The sequence below is a fragment of the Streptomyces sp. YGL11-2 genome (genome assembly GCF_050054615.1).
Taxonomy (GTDB): domain Bacteria; phylum Actinomycetota; class Actinomycetes; order Streptomycetales; family Streptomycetaceae; genus Streptomyces.
Window position 1 is genome coordinate 1 of record NZ_JBNHIN010000010.1, and the last position, 17889, is coordinate 17889.

At 73.2% G+C, this 17889-nt stretch carries 20 protein-coding genes; 3 read left to right on the forward strand and 17 right to left on the reverse strand.

Annotated elements, in window-relative coordinates; translation table 11 throughout:
• Window positions 1-231 precede the first annotated feature (231 nt).
• The gene (locus ACO1BR_RS13600; RefSeq protein WP_426795316.1) at window positions 232-654 is read right to left on the reverse strand and encodes a hypothetical protein; all 423 of its coding nucleotides are present in this window, start codon (window positions 652-654) and stop codon (window positions 232-234) included.
• 276 nt (window positions 655-930) lie between these two features.
• On the reverse strand, window positions 931-1140 hold the full coding sequence (locus ACO1BR_RS13605) for a glycine betaine ABC transporter substrate-binding protein (RefSeq protein ID WP_426795317.1): 210 nt from the start codon (window positions 1138-1140) through the stop codon (window positions 931-933).
• Between the two features lie 101 nt (window positions 1141-1241).
• Here ACO1BR_RS13605 and ACO1BR_RS13610 point away from each other — a divergent pair, with 101 nt between their 5' ends.
• Together ACO1BR_RS13610 and ACO1BR_RS13615 are read left to right on the forward strand one after the other, a co-directional pair.
• Complete coding sequence (locus tag ACO1BR_RS13610; protein ID WP_426795492.1) at window positions 1242-2156, forward strand: 5'-3' exonuclease; 915 nt, start codon at window positions 1242-1244, stop codon at window positions 2154-2156.
• Between the two features lie 79 nt (window positions 2157-2235).
• On the forward strand, window positions 2236-3093 hold the full coding sequence (locus tag ACO1BR_RS13615; protein WP_426795318.1) for a siderophore-interacting protein: 858 nt from the start codon (window positions 2236-2238) through the stop codon (window positions 3091-3093).
• Window positions 3094-3221: 128 nt separating this feature from the next.
• On the opposite strand, the gene ACO1BR_RS13620 is transcribed toward ACO1BR_RS13615, so the two are convergent.
• From ACO1BR_RS13620 to ACO1BR_RS13650, 7 genes are all read right to left on the reverse strand, one after another.
• Window positions 3222-4658: a DgaE family pyridoxal phosphate-dependent ammonia lyase gene (locus ACO1BR_RS13620; RefSeq protein ID WP_426795319.1), complete on the reverse strand. Its 1437-nt coding sequence runs from the start codon at window positions 4656-4658 to the stop codon at window positions 3222-3224.
• Window positions 4659-4758: 100 nt separating this feature from the next.
• Window positions 4759-5433, reverse strand: coding sequence for a DUF4310 family protein (locus tag ACO1BR_RS13625; protein ID WP_426795320.1), 675 nt, complete (start codon window positions 5431-5433; stop codon window positions 4759-4761).
• A 13-nt stretch (window positions 5434-5446) separates the two neighbouring features.
• Window positions 5447-6292, reverse strand: coding sequence for a DUF4311 domain-containing protein (locus ACO1BR_RS13630; protein WP_426795321.1), 846 nt, complete (start codon window positions 6290-6292; stop codon window positions 5447-5449).
• A 10-nt stretch (window positions 6293-6302) separates the two neighbouring features.
• Window positions 6303-6638 (reverse strand): DUF4312 family protein, encoded by a 336-nt coding sequence (locus tag ACO1BR_RS13635; protein ID WP_426795322.1) that lies wholly within the window; start codon window positions 6636-6638, stop codon window positions 6303-6305.
• The gene (locus ACO1BR_RS13640; RefSeq protein WP_426795323.1) at window positions 6635-7000 is read right to left on the reverse strand and encodes an SFCGS family glycine-rich protein; all 366 of its coding nucleotides are present in this window, start codon (window positions 6998-7000) and stop codon (window positions 6635-6637) included. The genes ACO1BR_RS13635 and ACO1BR_RS13640 overlap by 4 nt, the downstream gene beginning before the upstream one ends.
• The gene (locus ACO1BR_RS13645) at window positions 6997-7425 is read right to left on the reverse strand and encodes a hypothetical protein (protein WP_426795324.1); all 429 of its coding nucleotides are present in this window, start codon (window positions 7423-7425) and stop codon (window positions 6997-6999) included. Before ACO1BR_RS13645 ends, ACO1BR_RS13640 begins: the two co-directional genes overlap by 4 nt.
• Window positions 7422-8612 carry an amidohydrolase/deacetylase family metallohydrolase gene (locus ACO1BR_RS13650; protein ID WP_426795325.1) on the reverse strand — a complete coding sequence of 397 codons (1191 nt, stop codon included), beginning with the start codon at window positions 8610-8612 and terminating at the stop codon, window positions 7422-7424. The genes ACO1BR_RS13645 and ACO1BR_RS13650 overlap by 4 nt, the downstream gene beginning before the upstream one ends.
• Window positions 8613-8946: 334 nt before the next feature.
• Here ACO1BR_RS13650 and ACO1BR_RS13655 point away from each other — a divergent pair, with 334 nt between their 5' ends.
• Window positions 8947-10059: an LLM class flavin-dependent oxidoreductase gene (locus ACO1BR_RS13655; RefSeq protein WP_426795326.1), complete on the forward strand. Its 1113-nt coding sequence runs from the start codon at window positions 8947-8949 to the stop codon at window positions 10057-10059.
• A gap of 59 nt (window positions 10060-10118) precedes the next feature.
• On the opposite strand, the gene ACO1BR_RS13660 is transcribed toward ACO1BR_RS13655, so the two are convergent.
• From ACO1BR_RS13660 to ACO1BR_RS13695, 8 genes are all read right to left on the reverse strand, one after another.
• A complete protein-coding gene (locus tag ACO1BR_RS13660; RefSeq protein ID WP_426795327.1) occupies window positions 10119-12935 on the reverse strand; it encodes a DEAD/DEAH box helicase in 2817 nt (938 codons plus the stop codon).
• Window positions 12936-13149: 214 nt separating this feature from the next.
• Window positions 13150-14100, reverse strand: a complete 951-nt coding sequence (gene tatC, locus ACO1BR_RS13665; protein WP_426795328.1) for a twin-arginine translocase subunit TatC — start codon at window positions 14098-14100, stop codon at window positions 13150-13152.
• A gap of 62 nt (window positions 14101-14162) precedes the next feature.
• Window positions 14163-14471, reverse strand: coding sequence for a Sec-independent protein translocase subunit TatA (gene tatA, locus ACO1BR_RS13670; protein ID WP_159504699.1), 309 nt, complete (start codon window positions 14469-14471; stop codon window positions 14163-14165).
• 206 nt (window positions 14472-14677) lie between these two features.
• Window positions 14678-14881: a hypothetical protein gene (locus ACO1BR_RS13675; protein WP_159504698.1), complete on the reverse strand. Its 204-nt coding sequence runs from the start codon at window positions 14879-14881 to the stop codon at window positions 14678-14680.
• A 127-nt stretch (window positions 14882-15008) separates the two neighbouring features.
• Window positions 15009-15257 carry a hypothetical protein gene (locus ACO1BR_RS13680; protein WP_043263617.1) on the reverse strand — a complete coding sequence of 83 codons (249 nt, stop codon included), beginning with the start codon at window positions 15255-15257 and terminating at the stop codon, window positions 15009-15011.
• 68 nt (window positions 15258-15325) lie between these two features.
• Window positions 15326-16276 carry a helix-turn-helix transcriptional regulator gene (locus tag ACO1BR_RS13685; protein WP_426795329.1) on the reverse strand — a complete coding sequence of 317 codons (951 nt, stop codon included), beginning with the start codon at window positions 16274-16276 and terminating at the stop codon, window positions 15326-15328.
• 21 nt (window positions 16277-16297) lie between these two features.
• Entirely contained in the window at window positions 16298-17389 is a 1092-nt protein-coding gene (locus ACO1BR_RS13690) for a helix-turn-helix transcriptional regulator (RefSeq protein ID WP_426795330.1), read from the reverse strand.
• Window positions 17390-17502: 113 nt separating this feature from the next.
• Window positions 17503-17874, reverse strand: a complete 372-nt coding sequence (locus tag ACO1BR_RS13695) for an FKBP-type peptidyl-prolyl cis-trans isomerase (RefSeq protein ID WP_426795331.1) — start codon at window positions 17872-17874, stop codon at window positions 17503-17505.
• Between the last annotated feature and the right edge of the window lie 15 nt (window positions 17875-17889).

A 17889-nucleotide genomic window follows, 5' to 3' on the forward strand; every position in this document is an offset into this window, starting at 1 on the left:
TGTCCGGACGTCAAGCGAAGCAGTCCGGACACCCTGCCCCGCAGGACCGTCACCGCACCCCGACAGCCCCGCGCAGCGGCCCCGCCCGCCGCAGGCGAAACGGCGCCGCACCCGGCAACGTGGGGCGAGGCAAAGCGAAGCGGAACGGCGGGAAAGCCGACAACGTGGGAAGCAGGCAAAGCGCAGCGGAGGGGCCGACAACGTGGGAAGCAAGCAAAGCGCAGCGAAACGTCACCGACTACGCCGCAGCAAATAAGCCGCCCCGCCCGCCAGGGCCAGGAGGGCCAGTCCGCCGGCCGCCTGGGTCGCGTCGACGCCCTCGGCCCAGCCGCCGCTCACCATGACGGTCTCGGTGTGGCGCGGGCCGCCCGGTGCGCATTCGACGGTGACCCGGTAGCGGCCCGGCGCCGCCCGGCCGGGGACGCGGACGTCTGCGGCCATCCCGTGGGCGCCCGGCCGCAGCGGCACCGTTCCGAACAGCGGGGAGACCGCCCGGACGTCGTGGTCGGTACCGCACCGCCGGCCGTCGCTGATCGTGACGCGCTCGCCGGCCGTCACCGGGTTCGGTGCGACCCGGGCCGCCGCGCCGGGCGCGGCGGCGCCGAGGGCGACGGCACTGATGAGGACGGCGGCGGACAGGCGTGCAGGCTTCACGGTCAGCTCCCGGGCCGGCCGGCCGCGGCCCCTCCGGCCGCCGGGGACGCACACCGGCACACGGCGAGCGAACCACCGGCCGGGACACCCGGCCAGGCGGGCGCGGCCGGTCAGGTGAAACCGGCGAGCCCCGCCACCGACTGCTGCCGGAGCGGGGCTCTGGGCCCAAATGCCCCTGTACCGGGGCTACTTGAGCGGTGTCATGTGGCCGTAGAACTCCGGGAACTCCTTCGGGAAGGTCTTGTTGCGGAGCGTCTTGATCTGGTTGTCGGCGCCTCACGTGCCCTTCGGGTCGGCGAGCTTGGTGAGGTGGCACTTGCTGTGCGCCCAGTGCGGGGACCGCAGGACGACCGCGACGGGCTCCCGCTTGTGGTACGCCCGTTCCGGTTCCGTGCGCATCGCGCTGGTGCGGGCCGTGGTGACCTCGAAGTCGGTCGCGGGGTAGCCGATGCCGGGGACCTTGCCCGCGGGCGTCCTCACGAGCACGAAGCACATCGTCGAACACCACCCGCGCACACCTGAACGCTCTTGCCGGCGCAGCACGCTGAGGCCCATACGGCATCATGCGGGGTGTGAATCGACGCCTGATGCTCCTCGACACCGCCTCCCTGTATTTCCGCGCCTACTTCGGGGTACCGGAATCGGTCAAGGCCCCGGACGGCACCCCGGTGAACGCGGTACGCGGTCTCTTGGACTTCATCGCCCGGCTCGTCCAGGACCACCACCCCGACGACCTGGTCGCCTGCATGGACTTCGACTGGCGCCCCCAGTGGCGGGTCGACCTGATCCCGTCGTACAAGGCGCACCGGGTCGCCGAGGAGGCGCCCGCGGGCTCCGCCGAGCCGGACGAGGAAGAGATTCCGGACACCCTCTCCCCGCAGGTCCCGGTGATCGAGGACGTCCTCGACGCGGTCGGCATCGCCCGGATCGGCGCGGCGGGCTACGAGGCCGACGACGTCATCGGCACCCTGACCGCGCGGGCCAAGGGCCCGGTCGACATCGTCACCGGCGACCGCGACCTCTTCCAGCTCGTCGACGACGCCCGCGGCATCCGCGTCCTGTACCCCCTCAAGGGCGTCGGCACCCTCCAGATCACCGACGGGGCGCTGCTGCGCGAGAAGTACGGGGTGGACGGCCCCGGTTACGCGGATCTGGCGCTGCTGCGCGGCGACCCCAGCGACGGCCTGCCGGGGGTGGTGGGCATCGGCGAGAAGACCGCGGCCAAGCTGCTGGACGCGTACGGCGACCTGGCCGGTATCCGGGCCGCGGCCGCCGACCCGGCCAGCAGGATCACCCCGGCGCAGCGCACCCGGCTCACCGAGGCGGGCCCCTACCTGGACGTCGCGCCGAAGGTGGTCCGGGTGGCCACCGACGTACCGGTTCCGGACATCGACCTGGCGCTGCCCGGCGAGCCGGCGGATCCGGAGCGGCTGGAGGCGCTGGCCGCGCGGTGGGGTCTGGGTGGCGCATTGCAGCGGTTGCTCGGCACACTCCCACGGTGAGCTGTTAGGTTAGGTAAACCTAACAAACGGGGGCACCCAGCGGGTCCACCCGTCGTCGACCGCGTCAGGGGAGATCGCCGTGGCAGCAGAGCGTCCGGCCCGCAGAACACCCATCCTCCACCGCGCCCTGGTGCGGCGCACCGAGCGGCTGAGCCCGCACATGCTGCGGGTGGTGCTGGGCGGCGAGGGACTGGCGGCGTTCGCCGCCGGCGAGTACACCGACCACTACATCAAGCTGGTCTTCCCGCTGCCGCACATCCGCTATCCGGAGCCGTTCGACATGGGCCGGATCCGGGCCGAGCTGCCGCGCAACCAGTGGCCCAGGACGCGTACGTACACGGTGCGCTCCTGGGACCCGGCCGCGCGCGAACTCGCGGTGGACTTCGTCGTGCACGGCGACACGGGCCTGGCCGGGCCGTGGGCGGTGGCCGCGCGGCCCGGCGACGAGATCGGTTTCCTGGGGCCGGGCGGCGCCTACGCCCCGGACGCCGCCGCCGACTGGCATCTGCTGGCCGGCGACGAGAGCGCCCTGCCGGCCATCGCGGCGGCGCTCGCCGGCATGCCCGCGGACGCCGCGGTGCACGCCTTCATCGAGGTCGCCGGCCCCGAGGAGCAGCAGGAGCTGACCGCTCCGGCCGGCGCCGCGATCACCTGGCTGCACCGCGGCGCCGGCCCGGTCGGCCGTGAACTGGTCGCCGCCGTACGGGCGTTGGAGTTCCCGGCGGGACGGGTCCAGGCGTTCGTGCACGGTGAGGCGGGCTTCGTCAGGGAGCTGCGCCGGCTGCTGCGGGTCGAGCACGGCGTCCCGCGCGAGGATCTGTCGATCTCCGGCTACTGGCGCACCGGCCAGGACGAGGACGGCTGGCAGGCCGGCAAGCGCGAGTGGAACCAGCAGGTGGAGGCCGAGCAGGAGACCCCGGCGGCGCTCGCCTCCTGAGCATCTTCCGACCACTTTCCCCTCCCGGATTCCCCTCCCGCGGCGCGGCTCACCTCTGGGCCGCGCCGCTCTCCTTTCCCGGCCGCCTCGGGACCGACCGGATCGCCGCCTCACCGCGACCGCGGCGGTCAGCGGGGCCGCGGCGCCACGATCTCGGCCAGTTCGGCCAGCGTCCGCGCCGCCTCGGGACCCCGGGCGCTGAGCACGATCTCCTCGCCGCAGCGGATGCCGATCGACATCAGCGACAGCACACTGCGCGCCGAGACCTCCCGGGAGTCGTCCCCCGGACCGGACGGCCGGGCGCGGCGGACGGTCACCACCGCCGCGCTCCGGCCCGCGGTCTGCGCGAAGACGGCGGCGGGGCGGGCGTGCAGCCCGGCCGGCTCGGTGACGACCAGGCGGCGTTCCACCGCCTCGTCCGCGGCGTCCGGTCGGGCTCCGGGCGCGGCCCCGGTCAGGATGCCGGTGAGCCGCGCCACCACCTGCTCCTCCTCGTCGGCCGTCAGCGGGCGCGGATCGACGGCCAGCCGCCCGGCGGCCATATGATGCCCCCTCAGGAAGATCGGCGGATCGCCGGCCGCCAGCTCCGCCGCCAGGCCCGCCGCGTCCCGCCCCGCCGCCTCCGGATCGACGGTCAGCTCGGCGCGGTGGATGCCCCGCCCCGCCGGGTCCGGTACGACCCGGGCCGACACCCCCGGAAGCCCGTCCAGCCGCGCCGCCAGCCGCGCCATCCTCGCCCGCTGGTCCGCCGCCCGCCCGGCCCCGTCCGCGCCGCCGGCCCCGTCGTACGCCCGGACCGCCTGGACGAGGCCGAACACGGCCTCCTTGCTCACCTTCATGGGACGGCCGATGCCCCCGTACTGGGCGCGGCAGGCGGCGATCAACTCCGCCCGCCCGCAGATCAGTCCGGAGGTGGGGCCGCCGATGGCCTTGCCGCCGCTGTAGACGACCAGGTCCGCGCCGGTGGCCGGCCAGTACCGGAGGTCCTCCTCGGCCGCCGCGTCCACGATCACCGGCACCCCGTGCGCCCGCCCGATCGCCACCACCCTCTCCAGCGGCACCTCGCCGCTGCGCGCCGCGTGGTGCGACTGGACGTACAGCAGCGCGGCGGTGCGCTCGGTGACGGCGGCCGAAAGGTGCTCGGGACGCACCGCGTTGACGCTGCCGACCTCCACGGGACGGCCGCCGCCCAGCGCGATCATCTGGGTCAGCGGGGCGCCGAAGTGGACCGCGTGCCCCTTCTGGAGCACCACCTCGGCGGGGGCGTCACCGGCGTCCGGCAGCCGCTCGACGCGCGCCGGATCCGTACCGGCGACCAGCGCGGCGACCGCGATGGCGATCCCGGCGGCGGCGCCCGTGGTGGGGCAGGCGTCCTCCGTGCCGGTGGCGCGGGCCAGCTCCCGGCCCGCGGCGACCAGCAGATCGTCCATCACCACATGGTGGCGGGCCGCCTCGCCCATCGCGGCGATCACCGTCTCGTCGAGCCTGCTGCCGCCGAGGACGGTCAGCTTGCCGGCCGCGTTGACGGCGGGGGTGACGCCCAGGTCCTCGCGGAGGGTGCTCATGGTGGGTGCCTTCCGTCAGCGGTGGTGGTCGGTACGCCGGACCGGGGCGGCACGGGCGCGCCGAGGCGGCCGAGCCGGTGCAACTCCGGTGCCTCCTCCCTCACTTCCCCGTGATCGGGAAGAACACCCCGAGGAGCATCGCGCCGAGGATCGCCCCACCGGTGAGCGGCTTGCGCCACCGGTGGAAGAGCGCCGCCCCGAGCGTGGCGCCCAGGCCCACGGGCAGCGACGCGGTGGCCGCGGCGATGATGACGAGCGGGCCGAGGTAGCGCCCCGCGGAGTTGCCGGCGCCCATCATCACGTCGGCCCCGAAGGTCGACCCGCCGCCGCCCGCGGAGTGCACCGTGGCCCGGCGGACGGCGAGGACCACCGCACCGATCAGTGCGCCCAGGACGGCCCCGGTGGGCACCGCCAGCCAGAAGTGCTGCAGCGGGGCGGTGACCCCGGCCGCCAGCAGCATCGCGGGGATCCCGATGCCGACGCCGGTCTGGAGGGAGCCGCCGATGTCCAGGATCCCGACCATCGGCCCCTCGATGACCCGGGCGAAGAGGAAGCCGGCGCCGAAGGCCGCCGCCGCCCCGTAACTCCCGGTGTCCATACCGGCCTTGAGCAGCGCGGTGACCGCGACATCGCTGAAGGTGCCGGTGCGGTGGACGTAGTACAGCTGCGTCCCGGCGAAGATGCCCGCCGCCAGGCACGCCGCGAAGAGCAGAAAGGCCCCTTCGGAGAGCCAGAAGCTCCCCTCGCCGGGGACGTCCCGCGGCCCCTTCCTCATCGTTACGACTCCCTCACTTCGCCGGTCCGCCGCCGACGGCGTCGTGCAGCTGCCGTAGCCACCGCGGCACCTCGGCGTGCATCTGGCGCAGCAGTTGGAGGTCGGCACCGCGCAGCACGGCGCCGGCCGCGAACAGCGCCACCACCGCCGCGCACAGCACCCTGGTGGTCCGGGTCCAGCCCAGTTCGTCGACGCCCCTGCCGACGACGATGCCGAGCACGATGCCGGGCACCGCGTTGCCCATCACCACCTGCGCCAGTCCGCCGAGCGCCGTGCCCCAGCCGCCGGTACGCCGCCCCGCGTCGACCGCCGCCATCCAGAAGACGATCGGCATCACCGGGTTGATCAGCCACTGCGAGGCCGGCCCGAGGACAGCGGCGGCGACCTGCTGCAGCGAGTGCGGAACGGCCGCCGCGGTGGTGTTCAGCACGGTCACCAGGACGAGGCCGACGGCCGCCCCGACCACCGCCATCCGCCGCGGGTTGTGCAGCGTCGCGGCGACCCCCCGGCCGCCGTGCCGGGCCGTCGACAGCGCTGCCGCCCAGTGCGGAACGATCCGGTGGTCCACGTCCGAGGTCAGCGCACCGGTGCCGACGGCGCTCGCCCAGGCGTGGAAGAAGAAGCCGAGCCCGAAGGAGAAGTGCGCGACGGGATCGTTCTCGCAGGCGTTCAGCTCACCCAGGGTGCGGAAGGCGCCCAAGCCCTGGACGGTGGGCGCGTGGAACATCCGAGCCACACCGGCGCCCGCCCCGAAGCCGATCAGCGCGCCGATGACCATCGACTCCAGCGCGACGGTGAGCGTACCGCCCGGCGCGACGGCCACGGTGGTGTCCCCGGCGGCGTACAGAAGGCTGCTCATACGGGTGTCCTCACCTCATACGCAGCGCGTGCTGAAGGGGCGTCAGCCGCTCCTCGCGAACGGTGAAGGCGATGGCGTCCGGATCGAGCGCGGCGACCCGCACCTCGATCCGCAGCGTCAGCTCGTACCGCCGGCACTCCCGGGGGAACAGCAGCCCCAGGAACCGTTCCGTCCACCGGTGTTCGACCGCCGACACCACCTCCACGGCCAGCGGCTCCACCCGGTAGCAGACCCCGTCCACGGCCTCCCCGACCGCCGCGGCGACCTGCCGCAACGCGGCGGCGAACGCCCGCTCCCGGGTCGGCCCGGCGCCGTCGACCCGTACCGTGCGCCGCTCCTCGTTCACGCCGGCTCCCCCAGCTTCCGCAGCAGCGCCCCGGCCACCGCGAAGCCCAGCTCCTCGGTGTCCAGGAACCCGAAGCCGAGCACGGTCCGGCCCTGCTGGACGGCGGTGACCCCGGCCTGTGCCGAGCGCAGCCCGAACGCGATGTCGTGCCCGTAGCGGGTCCGGGCGGTCACCGCCCCCGCGCCGCCGCTCCCGCAGAACGAGATCCCCAGCGCCGCCCCCTCGGCGGCCATCACGTCGCCGACCTTCATGTCCGCACCGGGCCCGGGGATCAGCACCGGTACGGCGCCGGCCGCACGGATGCCGTCGGCGACCGCCTGGCCCCTGCCGAGCCGGTGCCCGATCACGATCTTGACTGTCATGCGGTGCTCCCTTGTGGTGGAGTCGGCCGATCGCCCGGCCGGCCCGGCCGCGCCATCGCGAAGTGCAGTGCCAGCAGCAGGACTTCGGCGTCCCGGGCGCGGAACCCGAGGGGCGCGCAGTACGCGTCGATCGCCGTGCGGGCCGCGGTCAGCAGCCGCGGCGCCAGCTCCTCGGCCAGGGCCGCGTCCAGCGGGTCGAGGTGCGCGCCGGACCGCACCCGCCGGACGAACCCGAGGGCGTGCACGGCCAGCGCCAGCCCGCGCGCGTCGTCGAACGCGAGCCGCTCCGCGGCGGCCCGCTCCGCGATCAGCGGGAGCAGCCGGGCGAGGTCCCGGCGGTCCGCCTCCCGCACCGGGGCACCGCTCGCGGCGACCACGGCGGCCAGCCGCTCGACGAGGCCGGCGGCCCGCTCCGCGCCCGTCACGCGGCGGCCTCGCGCACCGGCACCAGCCGCCCCGCCCGTACGGCCGCGACCGGCACCAGCCACCGCCGCGCCGGCCGGCGCTCCCCCGCGGCGTCGACCAGCCACCGCGGTGCGGCCGCCGCACGCTCCTCCAGCACGGTCAGATCGGCCACCGCCCCGACCCGCAGCGTCCCCAACTCCCCGCGCATCCCGAGCACGTCGGCCGGATGCAGGGTGACGCAGCGGATCACCTCGGGCAGTGGCATGCCCAGCGCGAGCAGCTTGGCCATCGTGGTGGTCAGGTCGTACACGGGCCCCGCCGCGTTCCGCCGGTGCAGGTCGGTGCTGATGGTGTACGGGCGGATGCCCGCCGCCAGCGCCCGCTCCGCCGTGCCGAACGCGAAGCTCGCGCTGCCGTGCCCCACATCGAGGCGCACCCCCCGCTCCAGCGCCGCCCGCAGCTGCGGCAGGGGCTCCGGGCCGCCCCCGAACAGCCCACCGGCCTTCCCGTGGAACGCATGGGTGACCACATCGCCGGGACCGAGCAGGTCCAGCACCGCGCCCAGCTCCGGCGGCGGGTTCCCCACATGCACCATCACCGGCACCCCGCACACCGCCGCCACCTCACGGGCGACCCGCAGCGGCGCCAGGCCGCTGCCGCCGAGCGCCGAGCGGCTCATCCGCACCTTGAGCCCGCGCACCGTCCTCCGTTCGCGGACCAGCACACCGGCGGTGGCCTCAGGGTCCAGATCGACCGCGCCGCCGGCGAGTTCACCACTCCCCCGGACCAGCCCGTGCCGCGCGACATTGAGCCAGGCCAGCACGCGGGTGCCGCCCGGCGCGACGACGGAGGTGGCGAAGTCTGCCCACCGGTCACTGCCGCAACTTCCGGCATCGACAACAGTGGTGACGCCCCGTTCGATCCCCGCCCGGTCGGCCGGAAGCCCCAACTCCGTCGCCCTGTCGTAGACATGGGCGTGCAGATCGATCAGCCCCGGGGTGACCAGCAGCCCGCGCGCGTCGTACACCTCGGCGCCCGGCGCGGACAGCGTCCCGGGCGCGCCGACCGCCGCGATCCGTCCGCCGGCCACGGCCACCTCGCCAGGCGCCGGTATGCCGACCTCCGGGTCGGCCAACACTCCGCCGCGCAGCAGCAGTCGGCGGCGTACGTCGGGACCGGGCGGGGACGGCGGCATGGTTGCGGGCATACCGGCGGCCTTTCGCTGCGAGGCGTCGCGTCGTGCCTTCCGTTGGGGCCTTTCCTGGGGACCTGGCGTGGAGACCTTCCGTAGGGAGAGATTTACGCCGTGCGGCCCCGGCAAACCAGGCCCTGGCCGCCGGGTCCGGCGCCAGGCCCTTGTCCGGTAAACGGTTGACGGCGCATCCGTCCGCCTGTTCCACTGGCCGCATGCGACCTCGGCAACGGCTGGTCACCCGCGACCACATCGACTTCGGTCGGGTGTGGTCCGCCTCCTGTTGCCACTGACTTCTCGACCGCGCCCCACACCCAGGCACTTTTCACGAGAAGACGAGGCCGTACCCATGCCTGTCGAGTTCCTCGGCATCGCCGCGACCAACGACGGATCCGAAGTCACCCCCCGCTCCGGCGCCTCCTTCGACAAGGAGTACACGCTCCGGCTCGCCCGCGCCCACGAGGACCACGGCTGGGACCGGGTCCTGTTCGCGTACGGATCCGGCTCCCCCGACCCCTCCCCGGCCGCCGCCTTTGTCGCCGCCCGGACCGACACCCTCCAGATCCTGGTGGCGCACCGCCCGAACGTCTCCTACCCGACGTTCGCCGCGAAGACCTTCGCCACCCTGGACCACATCAGCGACGGCCGGCTCGCCGTCCACTTCATCACCGGCGGCAACGACCACGAGCAGCGCCGCGAGGGCGACACCCTCACCAAGGACAAGCGCTACGCCCGCACCCGCGAGTACATCCGGATCGTCAAGAAGATCTGGACCACCCGTGAACCCTTCGACCACGAGGGGACGCACTACCGCTTCCACGACTTCGTCAGCGACACCTTCCCCGTCCAACAGCCGCATCCGCAGGTCTCGTTCGGCGGTTCCTCCCCCGCGGCGTACGCGGCGGGCGGTGCCGAGGCGGACATCTACTGCCTGTGGGGCGAGCCGCTGGCGCAGACCGCCGAGCAGATCGCCTCGGTGCAGGCCGCGGCGCAGGCGGCCGGCCGCAGCGACACCCCCCGGATCCAGGTCGCCTTCCGGCCGATCATCGCGCCCACGGAGGAACTGGCCTGGGAGAAGGCGCACCGCACCCTGGGCCGGATCAGGGCGCGCAAGGCGGGCGGCCCGCCGAGCCGCCGCCATCCGCTGACGAACCCTCAGAACGCCGGCTCGCAGCGGCTGCTGGCGGTCGCGGCCGAGGGCGAGCGGCACGACCGAGCGCTGTGGACGCCCACCGCCGCGGAGACCGGCGGCGCCGGCAACTCCACGGCCCTGGTCGGCACGCCGGAGACCGTGGCCCGGGCCCTGCTGGACTACTACGACCTGGGCGTGGGCATCCTCTCCGCCCGCGGCTACGACCTTCTCGACGACGCCGTCGACTTCGGCCGCTACGTCATCCCGCTCGTCCGCGAAGAGGTCGCCAAGCGGGACGCGGAGCGAGCGGCGGCACAACGGGCCTCGTAGGGCCTGTCCGTGGGTCATGGCCGGTCCGTACGGCCCCCGGCCATGACCCCACGGGCGGACTACCCCACCGACGAGTACGCCACGACCCCGCGCAGCACGCCGTCCATGGCCTTGCGCGCGGACCGCGCGACCGTGCCCTCGGGGGGCGCCGCCGCCGCGATCTGCCCGAGGACGTCCACCAGTTGCTTGCACCAGCGGACGAAGTCGCCGGCGGGCATGTCCGCCTCCTGGAGCACCTCGTCGAGGCCGAAGCCGGAGGCCCAGCGGTACGCGGCCCAGGCGAAGCCGAGGTCCGGTTCGCGCTGGCCGACGCCCTCCGCCTGGCTGATCTTGTGGTCCTCCTCCAGGGCGTCCAGCCGGCCCCAGATGTGGACCATCTCCGCCAGCGCGTCCCGCGCCTTGCCGACCGGCAGCTTGGGCGCCACCGCGTCGTCCGCCTGCCGCGCCTCGTACACCAGCGCCGAGGCGCAGGCCGCCAGCTCCGCCGGGGCCAGGCCCTCCCAGACCCCCGCCCGCAGGCACTCGCTGGCCAGCAGGTCCAGCTCGCCGTAGAGCCGGGCCAGCCGGCGGCCCTCGTCGGTGACGGTGTCGCCTTCGAGGTAGTCCAGCTCGGTCAGCAGCGCGCAGATGCGGTCGAAGGTGCGCGCGATGGTGTTCGTACGCCCCTCGATCCGCCGCTCCAGCTGGCGGGTGTCCCGCAGCAGCCGGTGATAGCGCTCCGCCCAGCGGGCGTGGTCCTCCCGCTCGTCGCAGCCATGGCAGGGATGCGCCCGGATCTCCGTCCGCAGCCGACTGATCTCCCGGTCGTCGGCCGCCTCCGCACGCGGCTTGCGGTGCCGCGAGGGCACCAGATGACCGGCCTTGGTGCGCAGCGCGGACGCCAGATCGCGCCGCGACTGCGGGCTGCGGGCGTTGAACGTGCGCGGGATCCGCATCCGGTCCAGCGCCGCCACCGGCACCGGGAAGTCGATCGAGGCCAGCCGCTTGACCTGCCGTTCGGCGGTCAGCACCAGCGGCCGGGGCCCGTCCTGGGCGTCGAAGCCGCGGTGGCCGTTGGTCCGCCCCGAGGGCATGCCCGGGTCCAGCACCAGCGCCAGCCCCGCGTACTTGCCCGTCGGCACATGGATGACGTCGCCGGGCTTCAGCTTCTCCAGCGCCGCCGCTGCCGCCGCCCGGCGCTGCACCGCGCCCTGCTTGGCCAGCTCCGTCTCGCGGTCCTTCAACTCCCGCCGCAGCCGGGAGTATTCCTCGAAGTCGCCGAGGTGGCAGACCATCGAACCGCGGTAGCCGGTCAGCCCCTCCTCGTTCTTCTGCACCTGCCGGGAGATCCCGACCACCGACTTGTCCGCCTGGAACTGCGCGAACGACATCTCCAGCAGCTCCCGCGAACGGTGCCGCCCGAACTGCGAGACGAGATTGACCGCCATGTTGTACGACGGCTTGAACGAGGAGCGCAGCGGATACGTCCGCGTCCCGGCGAGACCGGCCAGCGCGCCCGGATTCATCCCGCGCTGCCACAGCACCACCGCATGGCCCTCGACGTCGATCCCGCGGCGCCCGGCGCGACCGGTCAGCTGGGTGTACTCGCCGGGGGTGATGTCGGCGTGCTGCTCGCCGTTCCACTTGACGAGCTTCTCCAACACCACCGACCGGGCGGGCATGTTGATGCCCAGCGCCAGCGTCTCGGTGGCGAAGACGGCCTTGACCAGGCCCTTGACGAACAGCTCCTCGACGACCTCCTTGAACGTCGGCAGCATGCCGGCGTGGTGCGCCGCGATGCCCCGCTCCAGGCCCTCCAGCCACTCGAAGTAGCCCAGCACGTGCAGGTCGTCGTCCGGGATTCCGGCCGTCCGGGCCTCGACTATCCGGCGGACCTGCTCACGGCCCTCCTGGTCGTTGAGCCGCAGGCCCGAATACAGGCACTGCTGGACGGCCGCCTCGCACCCGGCGCGGCTGAAGATGAAGGTGATGGCGGGCAGCAGCCCTTCGTTGTCGAGCCGCTCGATCACCTCGGGCCGGCTCGGCGTCCAGATCCGGGCCCGCTGGCGGCGCTCCCGCTCCCGGTCCGCCTCGCGCATGTTCCGCCCGCGGCGCTTGTCCCGGCCGAACGTGGGCCGGCTGTTCTCCATCCGCGCCAAGCGCTCCAGGTCGGGGTTGACCTCCCGCCGGCCGCCGACCTGCCCGTCCCGCTCCTCGAAGAGGTCGTAGATCCGGCGGCCCGCGAGGACGTGCTGCCACAGGGGCACCGGGCGGTGCTCGGAGACGATCACCGCGGTGTCACCGCGGACCGTGTCCAGCCAGTCCCCGAACTCCTCGGCGTTGGAGACCGTCGCGGACAGTGACACCAGGGTCACCGACTCGGGAAGATGGATGATCACCTCTTCCCAGACGGCGCCGCGGAACCGGTCGGAGAGGTAGTGCACCTCGTCCATGACCACATGCCCCAGGCCCACCAGCGACTGCGAGCCCGCATAGAGCATGTTCCGCAGGACCTCGGTGGTCATCACGATCACCGGGGCATCGCCGTTGACGCTGTTGTCGCCGGTCAGCAGGCCGACCTTCTCGGGACCGTAACGCTTGACCAGGTCCTGGAACTTCTGGTTGGACAACGCCTTGATGGGCGTGGTGTAGAAGCACTTGCGGCCCTGTGCCAGGGCCAGGTGGACGGCGAATTCGCCGACGATCGTCTTGCCGGATCCGGTGGGAGCCGCGACCAGCACGCTCTTACCTGACTCCAGGGCCTGGCACGCCTCGACCTGATACGGATCCAGCTCGAAGTCGTACAGCTCCCGGAAAGGGGCGAGTGCGGTGGCCTGCTCGGCCGCCCGGAACTTGGCGGCGGCATAGCGCTCAGCAGGGGACATGTCCTCGGTCATCGTGCTTACGAGCCTACCGGCCACCTCTGACAACGACCCGATCTTTATGGCGGGCCTTTACCCGGCCCACCCGGCACCCGCCCCGCTCCCCCGCACACGACTGCGGCCCCCGGCTCGAAGAGCCCGGGGGCCGCAAGGCCGGTCCATGGCGCGTCACTTCACGTGACGCCGCGACTACGCGTCATCTCCCGCGCGCCGCCCGGTCAGCGCCGTCTCACGTCGCGTCGTCGTAGCCGCCGCGCCGGTTGCCGTCCTTCTCGCCGGTCGGCTGCTCCGGCAGCATCCGGCTGGACGAGACCGGCTCGATGGCCTCGACGTCGGACGGCGTCAGATCCAGCTCCGACGCCTCGTCGTCGGACAGGCCCGCGTTCGGGTCGGCGAGCTTGCGGCGGCGGTCGTTGAGGAGGCAGATGCCGACGGCGCCGAAGTACAGCAGGATGATGGGGGCGGCCAGCAGCGACATGGTCAGCGGGTCACCGGTCGGGGTGGCGACGGCCGCGAAGATCGTGATGCCCAGCACCATGAACCGCCACCAGCTCAGGATCCGCTGGCCGGTGAGCACCCCGCCCTTGTTCAGCAGCACCAGCAGCAGCGGCAGCTCGAAGGAGAAGCCGAAGACCAGCACCATGCGCGTGACGATGTCGAAGAAGTCGTCGGCCGGGAAGAGGTTGGACCAGTTCTCGGGGGTCAGCCCGACCAGTGCGGCGGCGGTGGTGGGCAGCACCGCGTAGGCGAGGTAGGCACCGCCGAAGAAGAGCGGCACACCGGCGGCGACGAAGCTCAGTGCGTACTTCTTCTCGTGCTTGTGCAGACCGGGGGCGAGGAAGGCCCAGAGCTGGTAGAGCCACAGCGGGCTGGCGGCGACCAGTCCCACGGTCAGCGACAGCTTGAGCATGATCGTGAACGGGGCGATGAAACCCTGCGCGACGATGTTCGCGCAGGGGTGACCGCCGGCCGCCGCGCCGTTCTTGGGGCAGCCGACGGCCGCGATGGTCGGGCCCGTGATGAAATCGGCGATCGCCCTGTACTTGAGCGCGGCGATGATGGTGACCACGAGGATCGCCAGCACCGACTTCAGCAGCCGGTTGCGCAGCTCACGCAGATGCGCCGCGAGGGGCATCCGCCCCTCGGGGTCCTTCTCCTGCTTGCGGGCAGACTTGGGCAACCCACTTCCTCGTCTCGTGCGTCAGCCGCTCCGACGGGGTCGGGCGGCTGGATCCGGCTCGGTCAGCTCTGGGTGGTGCGGTTCGGCTCGGCCACGGGGCGCGAGCTGGCCACATCACCGGGCGCAGCCTGAATCGTACGAGGTGCCTGGGGTGCCGCGTCGGCAGGAGCCTGAGACGTCTGGGACGCGGTGCCGCTGCCGGCCGCCCGCTCGGCCTCGCTCTCCTGCTTCATCGCCTTGGCCTCGCTCTTGAGGATGCGGGCCGACTTGCCGAGCGAACGCGCCATGTCAGGAAGCTTCTTCGCGCCGAACAGCAGAAAGACCACGGCGAGGATCAGCAGAATCTCGGTGGGCCTCAGGTTGGCTAGCATGTGCGACTACCTTCTCGCCGGGGCGGCGTCTCCTGTGGTGCCTGCCGATGGGGTCGGACTGGTGTCCGGGTGGTGCCACGATCGTAACGTTCGGTGGTGAACGTCCGGCAATCCCCGTGCGTATTCCGGATTGCCCGCACCACCGCACGGCCTGACCCGCTGGTGCAGCCTACCTTTCGCGACCCCGGCGAAGCAGAGCGCAGCCGTCAGTCACGGGTGGCGTCGTGCATCCGGGAGGCGAGCGGGACCGCGGCCCGCTCCAGGTCCTGTGCGGCCCGCTGGATCCGCTCCGTCGCCGTACCGACCTGCCGGGCCAGCCGCCGCACTTCGACGAAGACACGGACGGCGAGGACGCCGAGGACGGCGATCCCCAGGAAGCCGAGGGCGATTGCGATCATGGGCCAAAGCATGGGGCGAGCCTATCGGTCGGGGCAGGGCGAGCCGGCCGCCACCGGAACGGCCCGCACCGGCCCCGCCCGCGCCGGACGTACGCCGCGCCGGAGGCCGACCGGTCGCGCCCAGCCGGTGCGCGACGACTCAGCCGGTGTGCAGCCGCAGCGTCCGCACCCCGCCGCCGGTGAGAAGCTCCACGATGCGCTCCCCGGCCGGCCGGCGCACCGCCCGGTCGCACTCGGGGCAGGTGAAGGAGTAGAAGGTGGTACGGCTGCTGGCACCGATGGCCAGCCGGAAGGCGTCCGAGGCCAGCTCGAAGCGGCCCCGGCAGTCCGGGCAGGCCGCCTTGAAGAACACCGGAGCGGCCATGCTCGCCAGAGTGGTCGTCGCCATCGTGGTCGTCATCCTTCGCTGCCTCGAACGGTCATCGGTGCGCCCGCGCGGTCCGCGGCGGACCGGGCTCACCCGCCGTACGCCGCAAGCGCCTGCCCGGCCGCCTGCCGCGCGCTGTCCGCGAGCACCGCGGGCGAGACGATCCGGCCGTCCCGGCCCAGCCGCAGGGCCAGCCGGCGCAGCGACGCCGGGTCGGGGGTGCGCAGCGTGATCCGCAGCCCGCCGTCGGGGAGTTCGTCGGCCCGGTCGTGCGGGTAGTACTCGGCGACCCAGCGCCCGCCGGGCCCGACCTCGATCACGACCTCGGGATCCTCGGCCGCGGGCTGCACCAGTCCCTCGGACAAGTCGCGCAGCTCGATGGGCGGCGGGTCGGCCGGCGCGTCCAGCAGCTTGATCTCGGCCACCCGGTCGAGCCGGAACGTCCGCCGGGCCTCGGAAAGCCGGCACCACGCCTCCATGTAGGTGTGGCCGACGGCGAACAGCCGGATCGGGTCCACCTCGCGCTCGGTCAGCTCGTCGCGCGCCGGGGAGTAGTAGCGCAGCCACAGCCGGCGCCGCTCGGCGATGGCGCGGTCCACATCGGCGAACACCCCGCCCTCGGACTCGAAGATGACCGACAGCCGGGAGCTGGCCCCGGCCGCCTCGCCCGCCGCCGCCTCCAGCTTGGCAGTGGCCCGCAGCAGCGCCTGCCGGTCGCCCTCGCGCAGCCCCGGCAGGGTCGCCACCGCACGCGCCGCGACCAGCAGCGCGGTGGCCTCGTCGGCGGCCAGCCGCAGCGGCTCGGCGACGTCGTCGGGGTTGTGCCACCAGATGCGGTCGCCGTCGGTGTCGATGTCGAGGAGGTCGCCGCCGCGGAAGCTCGTCCCGCACATCGGCAGCACGTCGAGGTCGCCGATCAGCTCGTCCTCGGTGATGCCGAAGGCGCGGGCGACATCGCCGACCCGGGCGCCGGGGCGCTCGCGCAGATAGGTCACCAGCGACAGCATCCGGCGGGTCTGGTCGATCGCGTTCGTAGCCATGGAGTCCGCTCCCCGTCCCTCTCAGCCCTTGGCCACGGCGCGCAGCCGGTCGATGACGTCGGCGCGCAGCTCCGCGGGTTCCAGTACCACCACATCGGGCCCGAACTCCACGAGCCAGGCGTCGAGTCCGTGCCCGTACGGGATCTCCAACTCGTCCCAGCCGTCGCCCAGCGCGCGGACGCTCAGCGCCCGGGCGCGCAGCGGATAGCCGTGCTCCGCGCGGAGTTTGATCCGGGCGGTGCCGGTGGCGGTCTCCCCGGCCCAGCTCTCGACGGTCTCGCGGACGGTGACGTGGTCGGGCACCGGAGCGGTGAACGCCCCTTGCCGGGAACGGACCTTGCCGGTGATCCGGGACAGCCTGAAGACCCGCTCGGCCTTCCGCTCCCGGTCCCAGCCGGCGACGTACCAGTGGCCGCGCCAGCACTCCAGGATCCACGGCTCGATGTGCCGCTGCTCGGGGCGCGCGGCATTGGACTTGCGGTAGTCGAAGACGACCGGGCGGCGGTCGCGGCAGGCCAGCATCAGCGGCTCGAAGGCGGCTTCATGGGTCGGGATCCGCGGTTCCAGGGCGCTGTGCGGCTGCCCGGCGTCCACCTCCCCAACGTCCCCGGCGAGCGGCATCCCGGCCGCCCGCAGCTTCTGCAGAGCACCGCTGGCCGCGCCGGCGAGCCGGGCCTGCTGCCAGACCTTGGCGGCGAGCCCGAGAGCGGCGGCCTCCTCGGCGTCCAGGGTGATCGGGGGCAGCCGGTTGCTGTCACGGCGGGCGAGATAGCCGACCTCGCCGTCGATCCCGTCGACGGTCTCGATGACCAGGCCGAGTTCGCGCAGATCGTCCTTGTCCCGCTCGAACATCCGGTTGAAGGACTCGTCCCCGCCGGCCGCGGCCGTGCCTCCCGGTCTGCCGACCGCAGCATTTCCCGGTCTACCGACCGCGGCACTCCCCGGTCTACCGACCGCAGCACTCCCCGGTCTACCGACCGCGGCACTCCCCGGTCTACCGACCTCGATGTAAGCCTCGATCGACATCCGCAGCTCGCGCTTGGACAGCGGGCGTCGCGTCCCCAGCAGGCACAGCGCCAGACTCATCAGCCGCTCGGCCTTGGCAATCGCCATCGACGCCCTTTCTCGTTGAGCTCCCGACCGCTGACCGTACCGTTCTGGGTGCGTGCGGCAAAGCCGAGGGCCCATGCCATCCAGCATGGGCCCTCGGAGCGTCGGACGGGGTCTCAGACGGAGACCAGATCGCAGACGAAGATCAGGGTCTCGCCCGGGGCGATCTTGCCGCCGGCACCGCGGTCACCGTAGGCGAGGTGCGCCGGGATGGTCAGGCGGCGCCGGCCGCCCACCTTCATGCCCTCGACACCCTTGTCCCAGCCCGCGATGACCTGGCCGGCACCCAGCTTGAACTCCAGCGGCCTGCCGCGGTTCCAGCTCGCGTCGAACTCCTCGCCCGTGCTGAAGGAGACGCCGACGTAGTGGACGGAGACCATGTCCCCGGCCTTGGCGACCGGCCCGTCACCCTCCCACAGGTCCACGATCTCCAGGTCGGACGGGGCCGGGCCCTCGGGGAAGTCGATCTCGGGCTTGTCGATGTTCACGTATGAGCTCCTACT

Coding starts and splice junctions, on each gene's coding strand:
- ACO1BR_RS13610 (WP_426795492.1), top strand. CDS start 1,242: ATGCTCCTCGACACCGCCTCCCTGTATTTCCGCGCCTACTTCGGGGTA.
- ACO1BR_RS13620 (WP_426795319.1), bottom strand. CDS start 4,658: ATGAGCACCCTCCGCGAGGACCTGGGCGTCACCCCCGCCGTCAACGCG.
- ACO1BR_RS13625 (WP_426795320.1), bottom strand. CDS start 5,433: ATGAGGAAGGGGCCGCGGGACGTCCCCGGCGAGGGGAGCTTCTGGCTC.
- ACO1BR_RS13630 (WP_426795321.1), bottom strand. CDS start 6,292: ATGAGCAGCCTTCTGTACGCCGCCGGGGACACCACCGTGGCCGTCGCG.
- ACO1BR_RS13640 (WP_426795323.1), bottom strand. CDS start 7,000: ATGACAGTCAAGATCGTGATCGGGCACCGGCTCGGCAGGGGCCAGGCG.
- ACO1BR_RS13650 (WP_426795325.1), bottom strand. CDS start 8,612: ATGCCCGCAACCATGCCGCCGTCCCCGCCCGGTCCCGACGTACGCCGC.
- ACO1BR_RS13655 (WP_426795326.1), top strand. CDS start 8,947: ATGCCTGTCGAGTTCCTCGGCATCGCCGCGACCAACGACGGATCCGAA.
- ACO1BR_RS13660 (WP_426795327.1), bottom strand. CDS start 12,935: ATGACCGAGGACATGTCCCCTGCTGAGCGCTATGCCGCCGCCAAGTTC.
- tatA (WP_159504699.1), bottom strand. CDS start 14,471: ATGCTAGCCAACCTGAGGCCCACCGAGATTCTGCTGATCCTCGCCGTG.
- ACO1BR_RS13675 (WP_159504698.1), bottom strand. CDS start 14,881: ATGCTTTGGCCCATGATCGCAATCGCCCTCGGCTTCCTGGGGATCGCC.
- ACO1BR_RS13680 (WP_043263617.1), bottom strand. CDS start 15,257: ATGGCGACGACCACTCTGGCGAGCATGGCCGCTCCGGTGTTCTTCAAG.
- ACO1BR_RS13685 (WP_426795329.1), bottom strand. CDS start 16,276: ATGGCTACGAACGCGATCGACCAGACCCGCCGGATGCTGTCGCTGGTG.
- ACO1BR_RS13690 (WP_426795330.1), bottom strand. CDS start 17,389: ATGGCGATTGCCAAGGCCGAGCGGCTGATGAGTCTGGCGCTGTGCCTG.